Origin of the sequence: Pseudomonas sp. LP_7_YM (assembly GCF_004364435.1) — a bacterium.
Taxonomy (GTDB): Bacteria; Pseudomonadota; Gammaproteobacteria; order Pseudomonadales; family Pseudomonadaceae; genus Aquipseudomonas.
In genome coordinates, this window is the sequence record NZ_SOCT01000004.1 from 48,917 (window position 1) to 68,263 (window position 19,347).

Here is a 19,347-nt window from a genome sequence, read left to right on the forward strand (position 1 = left end):
AATATCCTGATGGGAACGGCGAAACCGTAAGGCGTCTTGGCGGCTTTAAAATACCGGATTAGAGCATCCCCTGAGGGTATTGGCGCGGGCGGCTTTTTGGACAGCCGGACTGGTAACGAAGTGTAGAAAGGTTTTGAATCATGTCGTAGGACAACTGACAATGTGCGCATAACCCAAGGAAATACCATGACGGACTCTGCCAATCGCGTACCCACCTTCGGCATGCAGCAACGCAGCGAGCGGCCAGATTTCTACATACGCGACAAAACCGAAGGCAAACCGGAAACCGAGCCCCATCGACATGAATATTTCCAGATCCAGATCAACCTGGGTGGCGACACCGTGCAGCACATTGGCGGCGTGGTGCGCGCGTTTCCTCGTAATACGCTGGCGTTCATCCTGCCGCACAGGCTGCACCTGATCCCGCATCCGCCAGAGAGCAATTTCCTGCTGATCAACTTTGCCCAGACCTTCCTGCTACCGCAGCTGCAGTGCGATCCGCTGGACCTGGAGGACGTCGCGATTGCCCTCGCCCCGGAGCTGTCACCCTTCCGCTTTCAGGAGCATCTGGACTTCACGCTCAATGCAGAGAGTTTCGCCGAGATCCAGCGCTTGCTCGATCGCATGCACGCGCTGGACCCGCATCGCCAGTTCGGCACACGTGAAATTCTTAAGGGCTGTCTGCTGCAACTGATCGGCACGATCTGCGAACTCTACGCAGAGCCCATCAAACGGCTGGCCGAGGACAACGCCGCCGAACGCAGCCGTCGTGATGCCCTGGGGCGTATGTCCGAATACGTACGCCAGCACCTCAGTGATCCGGAGCTGAGCCTGAAAAAAGCAGCGTCGGCGGCGTTCCTGTCACCCAATTACCTGACCCACTGGCTGCGCAAGGAAGTCGGCAAGACCTTCAGCGAACTGGTGCTTGAGCGCCGCATGCATCTGGCCCGCACGCTGCTGCTCAACGGCAGCAAACCGGTGGGCGAAATCGCACGCTTGTGCGGATTCGCCGACGAGGCCTACTTCTCCCGCCGCTTCCGCCACGCCCACGGCATGCCTCCCGGACAGTTTCGCAAGCAGCGGGATTTGTAGCCGCAAGCCCCGAAAACACGACCACGCTTGGTCCATACCGTCGCCTACATATTTATTTTCTGGACCCACATTGCCAGCGCTAAGCTTGCCCTTATGGATGACTCCGACTACCTACGTCTGTTGACGATCCAGGCCGAGCAAGCCAATGCGTTTTTGTCCAATGCGCGCAAGTGGGAGCGCGAGCGCTGGGTTTGTCAGCGTTTGCTGCAAGGCTTGAACATTCCCCACCGCACCGACGATTTCCTGCCCGCCGGGCAAGAGCCGCCGGACGTGCTGTTTCGCAATGCGTGTTTTGAGGTGTTCTTCGTGCTCGACGAGGGCCGGCGGCTTAACGATGAGTGGCGCCAAGAGCTGCAACGCCGGCGCAGCGCGTTTTCCCTGAGTCAGCTGGTGCGGCGTGAAGCCAAGCCCAAGCGCATTCCCGCGTCCGAACTGCTGCGCCGCCTGGCGCCGACCTTGCGCAAGAAAGCGCACAACTACCAGGAACGGGGATTGGATCTGGGTGCGCTGGATATCATCGCTTTTGCCAGCCTCAAGCGCGAGGTGCTGGACTTGAACAGCCACTTCCCTCCCCCGACCGAATACCTGCGACAGGGTTGGCGCTCCCTTTCGCTGGTAGGTCCGACCTTCGCCCGCGTGCTGTTCGCACATCCCGACGCGCCGGATTTTCTGCGCACGAACCTGGGACGCAGCGTGGTCTTCGATGTAGGAGTCAGCCTGTGATGGCGCAATTTTCGCGCGAATGATACAAAGCGGCATTGCTCGTTGATCTCGGCTGTAACCAAAGGCCGGAGTCAGTCGTCAACGAGGTTAACGCATCGCTGGCCGTCGTTCGCTGACGTCGGTCAATGTTCATGATGAGGCTCTGTGACCCGCTACCTGAACCCCGACGCCCCAACGCGTGTCGAAGAGTACCTTCGCGCCCTGGCATCAAGTCGAGCACTGGCTTTTTTAGCCATGACCGCTCCTGATGGCAGTGCGCGTCGTGGTGCCGGGGTTGGGCGTGTCGAGCCCTCTACCGGACTGTCTGATGCTATGAGCTGCCTGGCGCTCGCTCGGACAGAGCCATCAAAGAATTCCTTAAGCCTTATGAGATATCCCCATGACTCATCGTATCGTGATCGTCGGCGGAGGCGCCGGTGGTCTGGAGCTGGCTACCCGTCTGGGTAAAACCCTTGGCAAGAAGGGCACGGCCAGCGTTACGCTGGTGGACGCCAATCTGACCCACATCTGGAAACCGCTGCTGCACGAAGTGGCCGCAGGCTCGCTCAACTCTTACGAGGATGAGCTGAACTACGTGGCACAGGCCAAGTGGAATAACTTTCAGTTTCAGTTGGGGCGGATGGCTGGGCTGGACCGCGAGAACAAACAGATTCATCTGGCACAGACGCTGGACGAGAACGGCGATGAGCTGGTTCCGGCACGCAGCCTGGATTATGACTCGCTGGTGATTTCGGTCGGTAGCACCACCAACGACTTCGGCACCAAAGGCGCGGCAGAGCATTGCCTGTTCCTCGATACCCGCAAGCAGGCCGAGCGTTTCCATCAGCAGTTGCTTAACCGCTATCTGCGCGCCCACGCCAGCCAGTCGGCTGCCTCCGAAGAAATCAATATCGCCATCGTTGGCGCAGGCGCGACGGGTGTCGAACTGGCAGCCGAGTTGCACAACGCCGCACAGGAATTGGCAGCCTACGGCTTGGGTCAGATCAAGCCGGAAAACCTGCGCATCACCGTGATCGAAGCCGGGCCCCGGGTGTTGCCCGCCTTGCCGGAGCGCATAGGCGGGCCGGTGCACAAAACGCTGGAGAAACTGGGCGTGACGGTACTGACCCATTCGGCGGTGAGTGAGGTGACCGCCGATGGCCTGGTGACGGCCAGCGGTCAAGTGATTCCGGCAACGTTGAAGGTCTGGGCGGCGGGTATTCGCGCCCCTGCATTCCTGGAAGGGATAGCCGGGCTTGAAACCAACCGTATCAACCAGTTGCAAGTGCGTGCGACCCTGCAAACCACGCGCGATGACAGCATCTTTGCCTTCGGCGACTGCGCGGCCTGCCCGCAAAAAGGCACTGATCGCAACGTCCCGCCTCGCGCTCAGGCTGCGCATCAGCAAGCGTCGATGCTGGTGAAGTCGTTGAAGCTGCGTATCGAAGGTGGCGAGCTGCCGGAGTATCGCTACAAGGATTACGGCTCGCTGATTTCGCTGTCGAAATTCTCGGCGGTGGGCAATCTGATGGGCAATCTGACCGGCAGCGTGATGCTGGAAGGCTGGCTGGCCCGGATGTTCTACATCTCGTTGTACCGAATGCACCAGATGGCGCTGTACGGCATGTTCCGCACGCTGATGCTGATGCTCGGCAGTCGGATCGGGCGTGGGACAGAGCCGCGGATGAAGCTGCACTGATTCAACGATGAAAGAACCCGCCGTGCGCCCTGCGGCGGGTTACATCCCTCAGCGAGCCGTCCAGTCTATGGACGGCCCACCCTCCTGCATTCAACGCCCCGACATTCGGTCGAGCAGCGCACTCTTCTCTTCCAGCACGGCAGCGCGTCTGGCGATCTCGAGCCGGGCCGCGTCAATACGCATACGGCCAGCACTCACCGCCGCAGCGTGGGAGTGGAACAGTGTGTCCGGCGCATACCACTTGCCCTTGGCAGATCGTTCGTTGAGGCCGTCTGCGGTAGGCCCGACCAATTCGACTTCCAGTACAACAAAGCTGCGGGTCAGCACCCAGGCGGTGTAGGGGTAGGCGCGAGCTTTCAAATTCGACCTCATGGCGGTGTCTCTTTGAAGAGGTGTTTCCACCGCACAGAGGCTGGCCTGAGCGGCTTCGGATCATCGACGCGCAGTTGAAAACTGCTGAAAGCGCCGATTGGCTGCCCATGATAACTATCGCTGTATAGATTTTCATATAGCGAAAACACAGAAGCTGCTCGCGCGCCTCCAAGCAAACAGCGTTCCCTCCGGTTTCCGGGGCAAACATACAGAACCTTAAAACTCTCAGGGTGGTAAAAACAGGGAAACGAGGCGCGGCATACTGCGCGAAAAATCCTTAGCAGCGCAGTCTAGACGCCTTCTTGAGGTGTAACGCCAGCCTGCCACTTAGGTACAAAAGTTTGTCGCATTTGTTACAGAAGTGAAAAATCTTGATACATTTTTCACTAAATCGCTGGACGATAGTCCTAACTCTGTGCCAATTTTTCCCCGCTTCATGCACCAAGCGAGTGATTGGATGACCTCGCAAATCGAGGTCATTCGGTCTTTTTTCCACGCAGACAAGGATATGTCTGAATGTCGAAACTTAAACTCAATGCCCTCAGCGTAACGCCACAGGGCCCAAGCTCTGCATACAACCAAATCAACACGTTCAGCCACCAGTACGATCGAGGCGGTAGTTCGATCAACGGAAAACCGTCGTACACGGTGGACAAGGCAGCCGACTACATCTTGCGCGACCATGCCGCGTGGGCAGACGCTAATAAGAGCGGCACCATCGAGTTGACCTATACCTTCCTGACCAGTCGACCGGCCGATTTCGATCGCACCCTGGGCACGTTCAGCGCCTTTTCGGCGCTGCAACAATCCCAGGCCAAGCTGTCGATGCAGTCGTGGGCCGATGTAGCGAAAGTCACCTTCACCCAAGCCAACTCCGGCGGTGACGGGCACCTGACGTTCGGCAACTACAGCGGCGACAACGGCGGTGCGGCATTTGCCTACCTCCCTGATAGCGGCTCGTATGCAGGTCAGTCCTGGTACATGATCAACAACAGCTACCAGGTCAACGCCAACCCTGGCACCAATAACTACGGGCGCCAGACCCTCACCCACGAAATCGGCCATACCCTGGGCCTGTCGCACCCTGGCGATTACAACGCTGGGAACGGCAACCCGACCTACGCCGATGCCACCTACGCCCAAGACACTCGCGGCTACAGCGTGATGAGCTACTGGAGCGAAACCAACACCGGGCAAAACGACAAGGGTGCCTACTCGTCGGCACCCTTGCTCGACGATATTGCCGCCGTACAAAAGCTGTACGGTGCCAATCTCGCAACACGTGCCGGAGACACCACGTACGGGTTCAACTCCACAGCCGATCGTGACTACTACTCGGCGACGTCTTCGTCGTCCAAGCTGGTGTTCGCGGTATGGGACGGCGGTGGCAAGGACACCCTGGACTTCTCCGGGTACTCCAACAACCAGAAAATCAACCTCAACGAGGCTTCGTTTTCGGATGTCGGCGGCTTGGTAGGCAACGTATCCATTGCTAAAGGTGTGGTCATCGAGAACGCCATTGGCGGCTCGGGCAATGACCTGATCATTGGCAACAGCGCAGCCAATGAACTGCGGGGTGGTGCCGGTAACGACATCATCTTCGGTGGTGGCGGTGCCGATAAACTGTGGGGCGGCACGGGCGCGGATACGTTCATATTCGCGGCCAGCAGCGACTCACGGCCGTCGGCCCCGGACCAGATCATGGACTTTGTCAGCGGTCAGGACAAAATCGATCTGTCGGCCATACCGGAGTTTGCGACAAGCCACATCCCGCTGGTGTTCGTCAATGCGTTCAGCGGCACCGCCGGTCAGGCCGTACTGTCCCAAGTCAGCACTGGCAGCACCTTGTCGATTGACCTTACGGGCGACCGTGCGGCCGATTTCGTGGTTAACACCGTAGGCCAGGCCGCCACGACTGACATCGTGGTCTAAGCCTGAGGGGGCGCCGTGCAAGCGCCGCCCCTGCCTGACCCGGAGCAGATCAATGAATTGGAAGACCGCGGCGTGTCTGTTCACGACGCTTTTCACCTTAAGCGGAGCACCTCTGATGGCCAGCAGCCTACGTCTCGCGAGCCCCGCCGAACTGGCCGGGCCCTGGCAGTTTTACGCCAAGGACGATGCGCAAAAACCCTGCGCGTTGATTCTGGAAGAACAGGACGAGCGCCTGGCGGGTGATCTGGCCTGTGCCGGTCACTGGCTCGGCGGTACACCGGCAACCTGGTACCCGACGCCTGATGGCATCGCGCTGGTCGATAACCACGATGAACTCTTGGTGCATATGGGTCGCCAGCGAGAAGGGTTCTACATGGCACAACTTCACGATGGCCGCACCTTTTATCTGCAACGCGAAGCCGTAAGCGCCATCCCACGTTCCTGACTCTTTTTTTCAAGGATGAAACCATGACCCAAGGCCGGCCAAGCCCCCTGCCGCGCGCCCCCATGTGGGCCACGCTAAAGGCCTATAAAGGCATCCTGCTCAGCATCGGCGCCTTCACGGCGCTGATCAACGTGTTAATGCTGGTGCCCTCGGTCTACATGCTGCAGGTGTACGACCGGGTGCTGTCATCGCAAAACGAAACCACGCTGGCGATGCTGACCGTGATGGTTGTCGCCTTTTTCGTGTTCATCGGCCTGATGGAGGCCGTACGCAGCTTTGTGGTGATCCGTATCGGCAGCGATATGGAGCGGCGCCTGAACCTGCAGGTGTACCAGGCGGCTTTCGAACGCAACCTGAGCCAGGGCGAAGGCAATGCCACACAGGCGCTGGCCGATTTGACCCTGGTGCGGCAGTTCGCCACCGGCCCGGCATTGTTCGCCTTCTTCGATGCGCCGTGGTTCCCCATCTACCTGGCGGTGATCTTTCTGTTCAACCCCTGGCTGGGCTTGTTTGCCACGGTGGGTGCCTTGGTACTGATCGCCCTGGCCTGGCTCAATGAAACGCTGACCCGCAAGCCGCTGGCCCAGGCTGGGCACTTTTCCGTGGCGTCGAGCCAGTTGTCCGGCAGCCACCTGAATAATGCTGAAGCGATCCAGGCCATGGGCATGCTGGTGCCGTTGCGCCAGCGCTGGTTCGCCTTGCACAGCCGGTTTCTGGAGCGGCAAAACCGCGCCAGCGACATCGGCGCGCTGATCGGCTCGTTCAGCAAATGCCTGCGTTTGTGCCTGCAATCGCTGGTGCTGGGGCTGGGTGCACTGCTGGTCATCGAGGGCCAGATGAGCGGCGGCATGATGATCGCCGGCTCCATCCTGATGGGCCGTGCGCTGGCCCCGATCGATCAACTGATCGCGGTCTGGAAACAGTGGAGTTCAGCGCGACTGGCATGGCAGCGGCTCGACGCCCTGCTGATCGCCCACCCTGAGCGCCCAACGCCCATGCCCCTACCCGCTCCCACCGGGCATATCAGTGTCGAGCAAATCAGTGCAGCACCACCGGGACGGACCACCGTTACTCTGCAGCAACTGAGTTTTGCCGTGAATGCCGGAGAAACCCTGGGTGTGCTGGGTGCGTCCGGCTCCGGCAAGTCAACGTTGGCCCGGGTGTTGATCGGGGTCTGGCAACCCTTGGCCGGGGTGGTTCGTCTGGATGGTGCAGAGCTGCACCGCTGGGACCGCAACGCGCTGGGCGCCCATGTCGGTTATCTGCCCCAAGACATCGAACTGTTCAGCGGCAGCATCGCCGACAATATCGCACGCTTTACCAGCGCCGATCCGCACCAGGTGGTAACCGCTGCCCGCTTGGCAGGCGTGCACGAAATGATCCTGCGTCTGCCTCAAGGCTATGACACGCAACTGGGCGATGGCGGCTCTGGGCTGTCCGGCGGTCAGAAACAGCGCGTGGCTCTGGCCCGTGCGCTGTACGGCGAGCCGAAACTGGTGGTGCTCGACGAGCCTAACTCTAACCTCGACAGCAACGGCGAAGCCGCATTGGCCGCTGCCATCGCGCAGCTCAAGGCTCGCGGTTGCACGGTGATTCTGATTACCCATCGCTCTGCCGTGCTAAATCAGGCAGACCGCCTGCTGGTACTTAACGACGGACGTCTGCAACTGTTCGGCCCTGCGGGTGATGTATTGAAGGCGCTCTCCGGTGCGCAGTCTGCGCCTGAACGAGCGCAAGGGGTGAGTTTCAGTCGCCAGTTCGGCGCGCAGCAAGGAGGCCAGCGCCATGAATGAACACATCCTTAAACCCGAGCGCAATGCACAGTTTTTCGTCAGCGTGGGCTGGTGGCTGGCCTTGCTCGGTGCCGGGAGCTTTTTCCTCTGGGCTGCACTGGCACCGCTCGACCAGGGCATTGCAGTGCCTGGCACCGTGGTGGTGTCGGGCAAGCGCAAAGCGGTGCAGTCAGTGGACAGCGGCGTGGTCAGTCGCATCATGGTGCGCGAGGGCCAAGTGGTGCATCAGGGCCAGCCGCTGTTCCAGCTTGACCACACGCAGGTCCAGGCCGACGTGCAATCGTTGCGCGCCCAGTACGAACTGGCCCAGGCCAGCATCGCCAGGCTCCAGGCCGAACGCGATAGCAGTGTGCAGGTGCGCTTTCCCGAGGCCCTGTTACAGAAAGCGTCTGCACAGCTGCTCGGCGTGCTGGAAGGCCAGCGGCAGTTGTTCAGCAGTCGTCACCAGGCGTTCCAGCGATCCCAGGCAGGCATCCATGCGACCATCGAGGGTGGCATTGCCCAGCTGGCCGGCATGCGCCAGGCGCGTAACGACCTTCAGGCCCAGGCCGAGTCATTGCGCCAGCAACTGGAAAACCTCCGGCCGCTGGCCGAGCGCGGCTACATCGCCCGCAACCGCTTGATGGACTACGACCGGCAACTGTCTCAGGTGCAACGTGACCTGGCACAGAACACCGGTGACACAGGGCGTGTCGCTCAGCAAATCGAACAATCGCGGCTGAGCCTGCAGCAAGGCGTCGAGGAGTATCAAAAGGAGGTGCGCGGACAACTGGCCGATGCCGAGCTGAAAAGCATCACGCTGAGCCAGCAATTGGCCTCGGCACAATTCAGCCTGACCCACAGCGAAATCAACGCACCGGCCGATGGCATCGCCGTGAACCTCTCGGTGCACACCGAAGGCGCGGTGGTGCATGCCGGTGAGTCACTGCTGGAAATCGTGCCCCAGGGCGAGGGCCTTGAAATCGAAGGTCACCTGCCGGTGCACATGGTCGACAAGGTCGCCGAACAGCTGCCTGTGGATGTGCTCTTCACCGCGTTCAATCAGAGCCGTACGCCACGTGTGAACGCCACGGTGAGCCTGATTTCCGCCGACCAGTTGCTCGACGAGCGCAGTGGCCAGCCGTATTACATCGTGCGCAGCAGCGTCACCGACCAGGCGCTGGCCAAGCTCAAGGGCCTGGTGATCAAGCCGGGCATGCCGGCGCAGATGTTCGTCCGCACGGGCGAGCGCTCTCTTCTCAATTACCTGTTCAAGCCTTTGATGGACCGCGCAGGAATGGCACTGACCGAGGAATAGGATGTTTCGGTACATGAAAATCTGGCTGGCAGCGCTGCTATGGATCAGCGCCAATATGCAGGCCCAGGCAATGGGTTTATTTGATGTTTATGAGCAAGCCTTGCGTAACGACCCGGTGTTCCTTGGCGCCATGAAGGAGCGCGACGCCGGGCTGGAAAATCGCAATATCGGCCGTGCCGGGCTGTTGCCTCACGTGGCCTGGAACTATAACAAGGGCCGCAACGACTCCAGGGCCACGTACAAAAGCGACGAGCGTCCCAACTCCCGCGAGGACCGTCACTACAACAGTTTCGGTTCGACGTTGAGCGTGCAGCAGCCCATTATCGACTACGAAGCCTACGCCAACTACCGCAAGGGTGTGGCGCAGGCCTTGTTTGCCGACCAGGCCTTTCGAGCTAAAAGTCAGGAATTGCTGGTGCGGGTGTTGTCCGCTTACAGCCAGGCGCTGTTCAGTCGCGACCAGATCGAAATTGCCGAGGCAAAGAAGAAAGCGTTCGAGCGGCAGTTCGATCAAAACCGGCAAATGTTCGATCGGGGCGAAGGCACCAATACCGACATCCTGGAAGCAGAATCACGTTACGAACTGGCCGGTGCCGAGGAAATCGAAGCGCAGAATGAACAAGACGCTGCGTTGAGTGAGTTAGGGGCCTTGATCGGCGTACCTGAGGTGCGAATCGACGACCTGGCGCCCCTGCGTACCCCGTTCGGTTTTCTGGCCCTGACGCCAACCACTTATGAGGCGTGGAATGCCATCGCCTTGAGTGAAAACGCCGACCTCGCCTCGCAGCGCCAATTGCTGGAAGTCGCGCACCAAGAGGTGAAACGCAACGTGGCCGGGCATCTGCCCAAGCTCAACGCCTACGCCACTGTACGCAGCATGGAATCCGACAGCGGCAATACCTACAACCAGCGTTACGACACCAACACCATTGGCCTGGAAATCAGCCTGCCGCTGTACGCCGGCGGTGGCGTCAGCGCCTCCAGCCGTCAAGCCAGCCGTAGCCTGGAGCAAGCGGAGTATGACCTTGAGGGCAAAACCCGTGAGACGCTGATCCAGTTGCGTCGCCAATTCAACGCCTGCGCCACGGGCATACAGAAAATCCGCGCTTATGACAAGGCATTGGCGTCAGCGCAGGCATTAGTGGTGTCCACGCAATACAGCATCAAGGGTGGAGAGCGGGTCAACCTGGACGAACTGAATGCGCAACAACAGCTTTACAGCACTCGTCAGGACCTGGCCAAGACTCGATATGAATACTTGATGGCCTGGATCAAGTTGCATTACTACGCAGGTACCTTGACTGGAGAGCAACTGGCGCGGGTCGATGAGGCATTTGGCGCGGGCCGGCCGTACCGCTAAACATCAGTGGCCGTAGTGGGAACGCCCCATCCAGGACGCGATGCAAATGATTCCAGCAGCGGTCGTGGTGGGGCACACACTCGAAGAGACGGCTATGCGCGGTGGAAGCAATCTTGGGGGCGTCGCGTGGGTAGCCCACTGAACAAGGTGGGAACAGGCACGAATTGTCGGCACGCTACCCGCCGCCGCCCCTCGATTCTGTGTTTCGATAGACGAAAAAATGCCCAGACTCAAAGACAACGTCTTCGATCCAGGCATATTCAAAATGGTCGGGGTAAGGGGATTCGAACTCCTGACATCCTGCTCCCAAAGCAGGCGCGCTACCGGACTGCGCTATACCCCGTTTTGAAACTAAAGGCACCTCAACCAGCTGCCTGCGACCTGATGCGAATGGCAACAAGTCTTTAAGATTCGGCTCCAAGGTTGCCCTTGAAGCCAAAAATGGTGGGTCGTGTGGGATTCGAACCTACGACCAATTGGTTAAAAGCCAACTGCTCTACCAACTGAGCTAACGACCCAAAAATGGTCGGGGTAAGGGGATTCGAACTCCTGACATCCTGCTCCCAAAGCAGGCGCGCTACCGGACTGCGCTATACCCCGACGGTATTACCTTCTGAAACTGGCTCCGTGACCAGGACTCGAACCTGGGACCCAATGATTAACAGTCATTTGCTCTACCGACTGAGCTATCACGGAACTGAATGACTTCACAATTTCAGCCTCTTTGACCTGTCTGCATCGCTGCGTTCACGTCTCTGAGGCGCGCTATTCTACATTCCCAGAAATAGCTGTCAACCCTCTAAATTGCTTTTAAGACAATGATTTGCAACTTTTTTTCGAGATAGTGTCCAGACCCCGAAAATCCGGTGCTCGACAGACAATCCCCGGTCTCACAAAAAAGGGCGCTCAGCCTGGAGCGCCCTTCTCTTGCTTTTATATTGCTTCTATATAAAGAAGCACTGGGTCAGGCGAAGGTGATTTCGTCGTTCTCTACAGTGCCCTTGATGCTGGTGCCGGGCATGAAGCCGCCGGACAGAATCAGCTGAGCCAATGGGTTCTCGATCCAGCGCTGGATCGCACGCTTTAGCGGACGCGCGCCATAGACCGGGTCGTAGCCAACGGCAATCAGTTTATCCATAGCCTCAGGCGTCAGCTCAAGGCTCAGGTCACGCTCGGCCAGACGTTGGCGCAGACGGCCCAGCTGGATCTGCGTGATACCGGCAATCTGCTCCCGTGCCAGCGGCTCGAAGATCACCACCTCGTCCACCCGGTTGATGAACTCAGGACGGAAGTGCGTGCTTACTGCATCCATCACCGCTGCACGCTGCGCTTCGCGATCACCCACCAGTTCCTGAATACGGGCAGACCCCAGGTTAGAAGTCATGACGATCACCGTGTTGCGAAAATCCACGGTACGCCCATGGCTGTCGGTCAGTCGGCCGTCTTCGAGCACCTGCAGCAGGATGTTGAAAACGTCCGGATGCGCTTTTTCCACCTCATCCAGCAGGATCACCGAGTACGGCTTACGCCGCACGGCTTCGGTCAGGTAACCGCCCTCTTCGTAGCCAACGTAGCCAGGGGGCGCACCAATCAGGCGAGCGACGGAATGTTTTTCCATGAACTCGGACATGTCGATGCGCACCATGGCCTCTTCGGTATCGAACAGGAACTCGGCCAGCGCCTTGCACAGTTCGGTCTTGCCCACACCGGTGGGGCCGAGAAACATGAACGAACCGCTCGGCCGATTCGGGTCGGACAACCCGGCGCGCGAACGACGTACCGCATTGGCTACAGCCACGACCGCTTCGTTCTGCCCGATCACGCGCTGATGTAACAGGCTTTCCATTTTCAGCAGCTTGTCGCGCTCGCCTTCGAGCATCTTCGACACCGGAATACCGGTCCACTTCGACACGACCTCGGCAATCTCTTCCTCGGTCACTTTGCTGCGCAGCAACTGGTTTTCCGGTTTGCCGTGCTGATCGACCATCTGCAAGCTGCGCTCCAGATCGGGAATGACTCCGTACTGCAATTCAGCCATGCGATTGAGGTCACCGCGACGACGGGCGGCCTCCAGTTCCTGACGTGATTGCTCGATCTTCTGCTGAATCTGCGCGGAACCGGTCACTTCGGCTTTTTCAGAGGTCCAGATTTCTTCAAGATCGGCGTATTCACGCTCCAGGCGCTGGATCTCTTCCTGAAGTTTGTCCAGACGTTTGATCGCAGCCTCGTCGTCCTCTTTCTTCAGCGCCTGGGCTTCGACCTTCAACTGAATCAGACGGCGCTCAAGACGATCAAGCACTTCGGGCTTGGAATCGATTTCCATGCGGATACGGCTGGCTGCTTCGTCGATCAGATCGATGGCCTTGTCCGGCAGTTGACGGTCGGTGATGTAACGATGGCTGAGTTTGGCTGCGGCTATGATTGCGCCGTCAGTGATCGCCACCTTGTGGTGAACCTCGTAGCGCTCCTTGAGGCCACGCAAGATCGCAATGGTGTCTTCTTCACTCGGCTCGTCCACCAGCACTTTCTGGAAGCGCCGCTCAAGCGCCGCATCCTTCTCTATATATTGGCGGTACTCGTTGAGGGTCGTGGCGCCGACGCAGTGCAATTCGCCTCGGGCCAACGCAGGCTTGAGCATGTTGCCTGCATCCATCGAGCCTTCTGCCTTGCCCGCGCCCACCATGGTGTGCAGTTCGTCGATGAACAGGATCACCTGGCCTTCCTGCTTGGAAAGCTCATTGAGCACGGCTTTGAGGCGCTCTTCGAACTCGCCGCGAAACTTCGCGCCGGCGATCAGCGAGCCCATGTCCAGCGACAGCAGCCGCTTGCCGCGCAGACCATCCGGCACTTCGCCATTGATGATGCGTTGCGCCAAACCTTCGGCAATCGCGGTTTTGCCCACCCCAGGCTCACCGATCAGCACCGGGTTGTTTTTGGTACGGCGTTGCAGCACCTGGATGGTCCGGCGAATTTCGTCGTCACGACCGATCACCGGATCAAGCTTGCCCTCTTCGGCACGCTTGGTCAGGTCGACGGTGTACTTGTCCAGCGCCTGACGCGACTCTTCGGCGTTCGGGTCGTTGACCGCATTGCCGCCGCGCAGGTTGCTGACGGCATTCTCCAACGCCTTCTTGCTGACGCCCTGGCCAAGCAGCAACTTGCCCAGCTTGCTGTTTTCGTCCATTGCAGCGAGCAAGACCAGCTCGCTGGAGATGAACTGATCACCCTTCTGTTGCGCCAGACGGTCGGCCTGATTAAGCAGGCGCGCCAGATCCTGCGACATGTTTACGTCGCCAGTCGGGTTCTGAATTTTCGGCAGTTGGTCAAGCTCCTTGCTCAACGCCTTGCGCAGGCTGTTGATGTCGAAGCCGACTTGCAGCAGCAGGGGTTTGATCGAACCACCCTGTTGCTCGAGCAGCGCCTGCATCAGGTGAGCAGGCTCGATGGCCGGATGGTCCAAGCCCACCGCCAGGGATTGGGAGTCTGATAAAGCGAGCTGTAACTTGCTGGTTAAACGGTCAATACGCATTGGTCACCTTCCTAATGGGCAGGCCGGAGCAATGAACACACCTTAATAACGAAAACCTGCCGGATAGCCCTTAGATGTGGCCGATTGCACAGGATTCAAGCGGTGTGGGCCTGACACAGGTCAACGTTAGCTTGCTTAAGGGAATTTGAGGCGGGAAATGAGCTTTAAACGAGCCGCTGGAACCTATGAGTGTGAGTTGCTCACGAACCCAGGCCCAGCCGCAGGATTGGAAAGGATGCACCGCCCTTTTCGTGAGCAGGCTCTCCCCACAGGGTTTGGGCCCGTGCTACTTACTGTCGATCCACACCAGCGAAGCGAACCGTCCGGTGCGTGCGCTGCGGCGATAGGAGAAGAATCGCTCGTCGCTGCAGGTCGACAAACCGCCGCCATACACCGCCGTCAGGCCACGGGCCGCAAGCCGCAGGCGCGCCAACTGGTAGATATCCGCCATGAACTTGCCGGGGTTGGCACTCGCCCGGAATGCTTTGGCCGTCTCGGGATGAGTCGCCATAAAGGCTTCCCGCACCTCTGGGCCGACTTCAAAGGCTTGCGGGCCGATAGCAGGCCCGAGCCAGACGAGAATCTCTGAAGGCGCCTCAATGAAACTCTCGACCGTCGCCTCCAACACACCTGCCGCCAGACCCCGCCAACCGGCATGAGCTGCTGCCACCTGAGTGCCCTGCCGATTGCAGAACAACGCCGGCAGGCAGTCAGCCGTCATGATGGTGCAGGCCACGCCCGGCGTGTTGCTCCAGCTGGCGTCGGCTTGCAGCACCTGCGCAGGTGAGGCTTCAACGACATCGATGCCATGCACCTGTTTCAACCACGCAGGCTTAATCGTCAGGCAGGACGTCAGTATCGATCGATTGTGCGCAACCGCCTGAGGGTCGTCATCGACATGATCGCCCAGATTGAAAGTGTCGAACGGGGCAACACTGATGCCGCCCGCGCGAGTGGTGACACACGCCTTGATCCCGACTGGCGCAGGCCAGTCGGGGATCAGCCAGTCCGCCACGTACTCGCTCATCCGATAAACGCCTCACGATCCTGCTTGAGCAACGACAGCAGCCAGACAAAGTCGTCCGGCAATGGCGATTCCCAGCTCATGCGCTGACCGGTCGTCGGATGGTCCAGCTCCAGAAAACGCGCGTGCAACGCCTGACGCGGGAAATGCTTGAGGGATTCGACCATCGTCACACTGGCTGCTGGCGGGATGCGGAAGCGGCCGCCATAGGCAGGATCTCCGACCAATGGAAAGTTGATGTGCGCCATGTGCACGCGAATCTGGTGAGTCCGACCGGTTTCCAGCTTGACCCGCACATGAGTATGCGAGCGGAAGCGCTCCAGCACACGGTAATGGCTGACCGCAGGCTTGCCGCCTTCCATCACGGCCATGCGCTGACGCTGCTGACCGTGACGACCGATGGGCGCGTTGATCTTGCCGCCTGCGGTAACGACACCGATCACGATGCATTCGTAGATCCGGCTGACGCTGCGATTCTGCAACTGAGTGACCAGTTGGGTCTGCGCCTGGATGGTCTTGGCCACCACCATCAAGCCCGTGGTGTCCTTGTCCAGACGATGCACAATGCCGGCGCGCGGGACATTGATGATGTCCGGCACATGGTGCAGCAAGGCGTTGAGCAGCGTGCCGTCGGCGTGACCTGCGGCGGGATGGACGACCAGACCGGCCGGTTTGTTGATGACCAGGATCTGCTCGTCTTCATAGACGATATCCAGCTCGATGTCCTGGGCGATCCACTCGCCCTGGGCTTCCTGCTCGGCTTTGAGGACCAGTTCGGCGCCGCCATGCACGATGTCACGTGGGCGCAGAACGCCTCCGTCCACAGTCAGGAGGCCGTCTTTGATCCAGGCGGAAAGGCGCGAGCGCGAGTGCTCGGCGAAGAGTTGGGCGGCGACCTGGTCGAGGCGTTGACCGCCCAATTCGGACGGCACCTCTGCGCGAAGTTCAATGATCTCAGACATGCTCAAACTAGGAGGTGGCACTGGCCTTTGGTTTCGGCTGTGCGCTTGTGGTTAAATACGGCGTCTTTTGTCCCGGGGGTTCCACGGGGCGCCCATCATAACAGGACGGTCCTGCGCAAGACAGCAGGCCGTTATAGGGACGCAAGCCGCCATGCAAGTGAAACACCTGCTGCTGATAGCCATCCTCGGACTTACTGTTGCCTGTTCTTCGAAGAAAGAAGTCATCGACGAAAACCTCAGTGAAGTTGAGCTGTACCAGCAGGCGCAGGCCGACCTGGACAACAACAGCTATAACAGCGCAACCGAGAAGCTCAAGGCGCTGGAATCACGCTATCCGTTCGGCCGCTACGCCGACCAGGCCCAGCTGGAGCTGATCTACGCCAACTACAAGAATGGTGAGCCGGAGGCTGCGAAGTCCGCTGCCGAGCGCTTCATTCGTCTGCACCCTCAGCATCCGAACGTCGACTACGCCTACTACCTCAAGGGCCTGACCTCGTTCGACCAGGACGTGGGCATCATTGCGCGCTTCCTGCCGCTGGATCAGACCAAGCGTGATCCGGGTGCCGCCCGTGACTCGTACAACGAGTTTGCCCAGCTGACCAGCCGCTACCCCAACAGCCGCTACGCGCCCGACGCCAAGCAGCGCATGATCTACCTGCGCAACCTGTTGGCGGCCTACGAAATCCACGTGGCCGACTACTACCTGACCCGTCAGGCGTATGTCGCGGCTGTTAACCGCGGTCGTTATGTGGTGGAAAACTTCCAGGAAACCCCATCCGTGGGTGACGGCCTGGCGGTCATGGTCGAAGGCTACCAGCGTCTGCATCTGGACGATCTGGCCGACACCAGCCTGCAGGTGTTGAAAACCAACTACCCGGATCACCCGCAGCTTGCTGATGGCAAGTTCGAATCACGTACGCCCGATCCAGACAACCGCTCGTGGCTGTCGAAAGCGACGCTGGGCCTGATCGAGAGCCGCCCGCCGCTGCCGCCGGGAGAGACTCGCGCCAACCAGGACGTGATCAAGCAATACCAGGACGCCAAGGAAGCCATTCCAGCCGAGCTGCTGCCTGAGAACCAGTCCGCCGAGGAACAGAAAAACCAGGACGACGACGGTACGCCGAAAAGCCGCTCCATCTTCAGCTACATGACCTTCGGCCTGTTCGACTGATTACAGTCACGGTCCGCGCGTCACCCAGAAAGAGGTCCTACGGGACCTCTTTTTCATTTCCGACGTCACTGGACGGTGCGCATCACTGTGCGCCCGCCAGCGCGTTGGCTACACTGCGACATCTTCAATCACTAAGCGGGTAGACATGATTCGCCTGATAATGTGGATCGCCCTGATCGTCGCGGCGATCTGGTTTTTCAAACGCCTGACCAAAGGCCCCGCCCCCAGGTCAAAGCCCGCCACGCCCGAAATCGATGCTGCGCCGATGGTGCGCTGTGTCCAATGCGGCGTTCACCTTCCCCGTGATCGGGCACTGAGTCAGGGTCAGCAGTGGTATTGCACTGAAGCACATCGCTTACTGGGCCCCGCAGCACGTGACCGCTGAGACCATTTTGCTGGCGACACCCCAAGCCCAGCGCATTCTGCGGCTGTATCACCTGTATCGCCTGAGCATCGGCATTCTGCTGGTGTTGCTGATTTCCAGCAGCCTGGACGCCGAGTTGCTGGAGCTGGCGGACATCGAGCTGTTTCGCACCGGGTGCTGGTTGTATCTGGTGTTCAACATTCTGGTAGTTGTGCTGCTGGAGCGGCCGGCTCGACAAGGCCAGCTATTCACCCTGGCCATGGCCGACGCGATCATGCTCTGCGCACTGTTCTACGCGGGCGGGGGCGCACCCAGCGGGATCGGCAACCTGATCGTTGCGTCTGTAGCGATCAGCAATGTGCTGCTGCGCAAACGCATTGGTCTATTGATTGCCGCCATTTCGGCCATCGGCATCATCTACCTGACGTTCTACATCAGTTACCACAAGCCCGCTGCCGCCAGTCATCTCGTCCAGGCCGGCTCCCTCGGCGCGTTGTGTTTCGCTGCTGCGCTGCTCGTTCAGGCACTGGCCCGACGCCTGCAGCTCAGCGAAGACATCGCTGAACAGCGCGCCGTCGATGTCGACAATCTTGAGGCGCTCAACGCGCTGATCCTGCAACGCATGCGCACCGCTATCCTGGTACTGGACGCCGACCATAAGGTGCTGCTTGCCAACCAAAGCGCGCTGACGCTGCTGGGACAGGAGCGGTTGCTCGGAGAGGCCATTGACCTTTATTCGCCGCAACTGGTGGAGCGGCTGAGGCAATGGCAACTCAACTCCTCGATGACGCCGCGCAGCATGACCGCCTCCGCCATCGGCCCTGTGCTGCGTCCGGGCTTCATTGCGCTGAACCGCGGTCTGGACCGGCACACACTGGTGTTCCTCGATGACCTTTCACAGATATCCCAGCAGGCCCAGCAACTCAAACTCGCCGCGCTGGGCCGGCTGACGGCAGGCATCGCCCACGAGATCCGCAACCCGTTGGGCGCAATCAGCCATGCCGCTCAGTTGCTGCAGGAGTCCGAGGCGTTAGCTGGGCCGGATCGACGCCTCAGTCAAATCATTCAGGATCAATCGCGACGGATGAATCTGGTCATCGAGAACGTCTTACAGCTGTCCCGTCGACGTCAGACCGAACCTCGTCTGCTCGACCTCAGGCAATGGCTCAAACTCTTCGTCAGTGACCTGCGCAGCCGGCTCTGCGCCGGGCAGTTCGTACACCTGAACATAGGCTTCGGCACGCTGACCACCCGCATGGATGCCGAACAACTGCAGCAAGTCATGACCAACCTGGTGCAAAACGGCCTACGCTACAGTGGTCAAGCAAACGAGCAGGCTCAGGTGTGGCTGCGGCTGTTCCATGATGCCCAGAGCGATCTGCCCAGCCTTGAAGTGCTGGACGACGGTCCGGGCGTTGCCAGTGAGCATCTGACTAAAATATTCGAGCCTTTTTTCACGACTGAAAGCAAAGGTACCGGCCTGGGTCTGTATCTTTCGCGTGAACTGTGCGAAAGCAATCAGGCGAACCTGAATTACATACCACGTGAAGAGGGTGGCAGCTGCATGCGCATCACCTTCGCCCATCCGTTCAAATTGAGCTGAAC

Annotated in this window: 15 protein-coding genes and 4 tRNA genes; 11 read left to right on the forward strand and 8 right to left on the reverse strand. The window is 59.6% G+C overall.

Going from position 1 to position 19,347, the window contains the following annotated elements; all coding sequences use genetic code 11:
- The first annotated feature begins 222 nt into the window (after positions 1-222).
- From EC915_RS11975 to EC915_RS11985, 3 genes are all read left to right on the forward strand, one after another.
- Positions 223-1,092, forward strand: coding sequence for an AraC family transcriptional regulator (locus EC915_RS11975; protein WP_133751101.1), 870 nt, complete (start codon positions 223-225; stop codon positions 1,090-1,092).
- A 93-nt stretch (positions 1,093-1,185) separates the two neighbouring features.
- A complete protein-coding gene (locus EC915_RS11980; RefSeq protein ID WP_133750752.1) occupies positions 1,186-1,815 on the forward strand; it encodes a DUF1780 domain-containing protein in 630 nt (209 codons plus the stop codon).
- 379 nt (positions 1,816-2,194) lie between these two features.
- Positions 2,195-3,493: an NAD(P)/FAD-dependent oxidoreductase gene (locus tag EC915_RS11985; RefSeq protein ID WP_133750753.1), complete on the forward strand. Its 1,299-nt coding sequence runs from the start codon at positions 2,195-2,197 to the stop codon at positions 3,491-3,493.
- Positions 3,494-3,583: 90 nt separating this feature from the next.
- Here EC915_RS11985 and EC915_RS11990 read toward each other — a convergent pair whose 3' ends face one another.
- A complete protein-coding gene (locus EC915_RS11990) occupies positions 3,584-3,865 on the reverse strand; it encodes a hypothetical protein (RefSeq protein ID WP_133750754.1) in 282 nt (93 codons plus the stop codon).
- A 516-nt stretch (positions 3,866-4,381) separates the two neighbouring features.
- On the opposite strand from EC915_RS11990, the gene EC915_RS11995 reads away from it, so the two are divergent.
- From EC915_RS11995 to EC915_RS12015, 5 genes are all read left to right on the forward strand, one after another.
- Positions 4,382-5,797 (forward strand): serralysin family metalloprotease, encoded by a 1,416-nt coding sequence (locus EC915_RS11995; protein WP_133750755.1) that lies wholly within the window; start codon positions 4,382-4,384, stop codon positions 5,795-5,797.
- Positions 5,798-5,912: 115 nt separating this feature from the next.
- Positions 5,913-6,242 (forward strand): AprI/Inh family metalloprotease inhibitor, encoded by a 330-nt coding sequence (locus tag EC915_RS12000; RefSeq protein ID WP_133750756.1) that lies wholly within the window; start codon positions 5,913-5,915, stop codon positions 6,240-6,242.
- Between the two features lie 23 nt (positions 6,243-6,265).
- Complete coding sequence (locus EC915_RS12005; protein ID WP_177413371.1) at positions 6,266-8,035, forward strand: type I secretion system permease/ATPase; 1,770 nt, start codon at positions 6,266-6,268, stop codon at positions 8,033-8,035.
- Positions 8,028-9,332: an HlyD family type I secretion periplasmic adaptor subunit gene (locus tag EC915_RS12010; protein WP_133750757.1), complete on the forward strand. Its 1,305-nt coding sequence runs from the start codon at positions 8,028-8,030 to the stop codon at positions 9,330-9,332. Before EC915_RS12005 ends, EC915_RS12010 begins: the two co-directional genes overlap by 8 nt.
- A gap of 13 nt (positions 9,333-9,345) precedes the next feature.
- Positions 9,346-10,692, forward strand: a complete 1,347-nt coding sequence (locus EC915_RS12015) for a TolC family outer membrane protein (protein ID WP_256658718.1) — start codon at positions 9,346-9,348, stop codon at positions 10,690-10,692.
- Positions 10,693-10,958: 266 nt separating this feature from the next.
- Here the strand turns inward: EC915_RS12015 and EC915_RS12020 are convergent.
- The 7 genes from EC915_RS12020 to rluD form a co-directional block, all read right to left on the reverse strand.
- Positions 10,959-11,035, reverse strand: a tRNA-Pro gene (locus tag EC915_RS12020).
- A 99-nt stretch (positions 11,036-11,134) separates the two neighbouring features.
- Positions 11,135-11,210, reverse strand: a tRNA-Lys gene (locus EC915_RS12025).
- A 5-nt stretch (positions 11,211-11,215) separates the two neighbouring features.
- Positions 11,216-11,292, reverse strand: a tRNA-Pro gene (locus EC915_RS12030).
- Positions 11,293-11,312: 20 nt separating this feature from the next.
- Positions 11,313-11,388: transfer RNA gene (locus EC915_RS12035), tRNA-Asn, on the reverse strand.
- Positions 11,389-11,656: 268 nt separating this feature from the next.
- Positions 11,657-14,221, reverse strand: a complete 2,565-nt coding sequence (gene clpB / locus EC915_RS12040; protein WP_133750759.1) for an ATP-dependent chaperone ClpB — start codon at positions 14,219-14,221, stop codon at positions 11,657-11,659.
- 286 nt (positions 14,222-14,507) lie between these two features.
- A complete protein-coding gene (gene pgeF, locus EC915_RS12050; protein ID WP_133751103.1) occupies positions 14,508-15,236 on the reverse strand; it encodes a peptidoglycan editing factor PgeF in 729 nt (242 codons plus the stop codon).
- Positions 15,237-15,244: 8 nt separating this feature from the next.
- Positions 15,245-16,207, reverse strand: a complete 963-nt coding sequence (gene rluD, locus EC915_RS12055) for a 23S rRNA pseudouridine(1911/1915/1917) synthase RluD (RefSeq protein ID WP_133750760.1) — start codon at positions 16,205-16,207, stop codon at positions 15,245-15,247.
- Between the two features lie 151 nt (positions 16,208-16,358).
- Here rluD and EC915_RS12060 point away from each other — a divergent pair, with 151 nt between their 5' ends.
- The 3 genes from EC915_RS12060 (at position 16,359) to EC915_RS12070 (ending at position 19,345) form a co-directional block, all read left to right on the forward strand.
- Positions 16,359-17,378, forward strand: a complete 1,020-nt coding sequence (locus EC915_RS12060; protein WP_133750761.1) for an outer membrane protein assembly factor BamD — start codon at positions 16,359-16,361, stop codon at positions 17,376-17,378.
- A gap of 145 nt (positions 17,379-17,523) precedes the next feature.
- The gene (locus EC915_RS12065; RefSeq protein ID WP_133750762.1) at positions 17,524-17,763 is read left to right on the forward strand and encodes a PP0621 family protein; all 240 of its coding nucleotides are present in this window, start codon (positions 17,524-17,526) and stop codon (positions 17,761-17,763) included.
- On the forward strand, positions 17,753-19,345 hold the full coding sequence (locus EC915_RS12070) for a PAS domain-containing sensor histidine kinase (RefSeq protein ID WP_133750763.1): 1,593 nt from the start codon (positions 17,753-17,755) through the stop codon (positions 19,343-19,345). Before EC915_RS12065 ends, EC915_RS12070 begins: the two co-directional genes overlap by 11 nt.
- Positions 19,346-19,347 lie beyond the last annotated feature (2 nt).

What these genes read in the sequence shown, in the direction of transcription:
- EC915_RS12015 (WP_256658718.1), top strand. Translation starts at nt 9,346, where the DNA reads ATGAAAATCTGGCTGGCAGCGCTGCTATGGATCAGCGCCAATATGCAG.
- EC915_RS11980 (WP_133750752.1), top strand. Translation starts at nt 1,186, where the DNA reads ATGGATGACTCCGACTACCTACGTCTGTTGACGATCCAGGCCGAGCAA.
- EC915_RS11975 (WP_133751101.1), top strand. Translation starts at nt 223, where the DNA reads ATGCAGCAACGCAGCGAGCGGCCAGATTTCTACATACGCGACAAAACC.
- EC915_RS12005 (WP_177413371.1), top strand. Translation starts at nt 6,266, where the DNA reads ATGACCCAAGGCCGGCCAAGCCCCCTGCCGCGCGCCCCCATGTGGGCC.
- clpB (WP_133750759.1), bottom strand. Translation starts at nt 14,221, where the DNA reads ATGCGTATTGACCGTTTAACCAGCAAGTTACAGCTCGCTTTATCAGAC.
- EC915_RS11985 (WP_133750753.1), top strand. Translation starts at nt 2,195, where the DNA reads ATGACTCATCGTATCGTGATCGTCGGCGGAGGCGCCGGTGGTCTGGAG.
- EC915_RS11995 (WP_133750755.1), top strand. Translation starts at nt 4,382, where the DNA reads ATGTCGAAACTTAAACTCAATGCCCTCAGCGTAACGCCACAGGGCCCA.
- rluD (WP_133750760.1), bottom strand. Translation starts at nt 16,207, where the DNA reads ATGTCTGAGATCATTGAACTTCGCGCAGAGGTGCCGTCCGAATTGGGC.
- EC915_RS11990 (WP_133750754.1), bottom strand. Translation starts at nt 3,865, where the DNA reads ATGAGGTCGAATTTGAAAGCTCGCGCCTACCCCTACACCGCCTGGGTG.
- EC915_RS12060 (WP_133750761.1), top strand. Translation starts at nt 16,359, where the DNA reads ATGCAAGTGAAACACCTGCTGCTGATAGCCATCCTCGGACTTACTGTT.
- EC915_RS12065 (WP_133750762.1), top strand. Translation starts at nt 17,524, where the DNA reads ATGATTCGCCTGATAATGTGGATCGCCCTGATCGTCGCGGCGATCTGG.
- EC915_RS12000 (WP_133750756.1), top strand. Translation starts at nt 5,913, where the DNA reads ATGGCCAGCAGCCTACGTCTCGCGAGCCCCGCCGAACTGGCCGGGCCC.
- EC915_RS12010 (WP_133750757.1), top strand. Translation starts at nt 8,028, where the DNA reads ATGAATGAACACATCCTTAAACCCGAGCGCAATGCACAGTTTTTCGTC.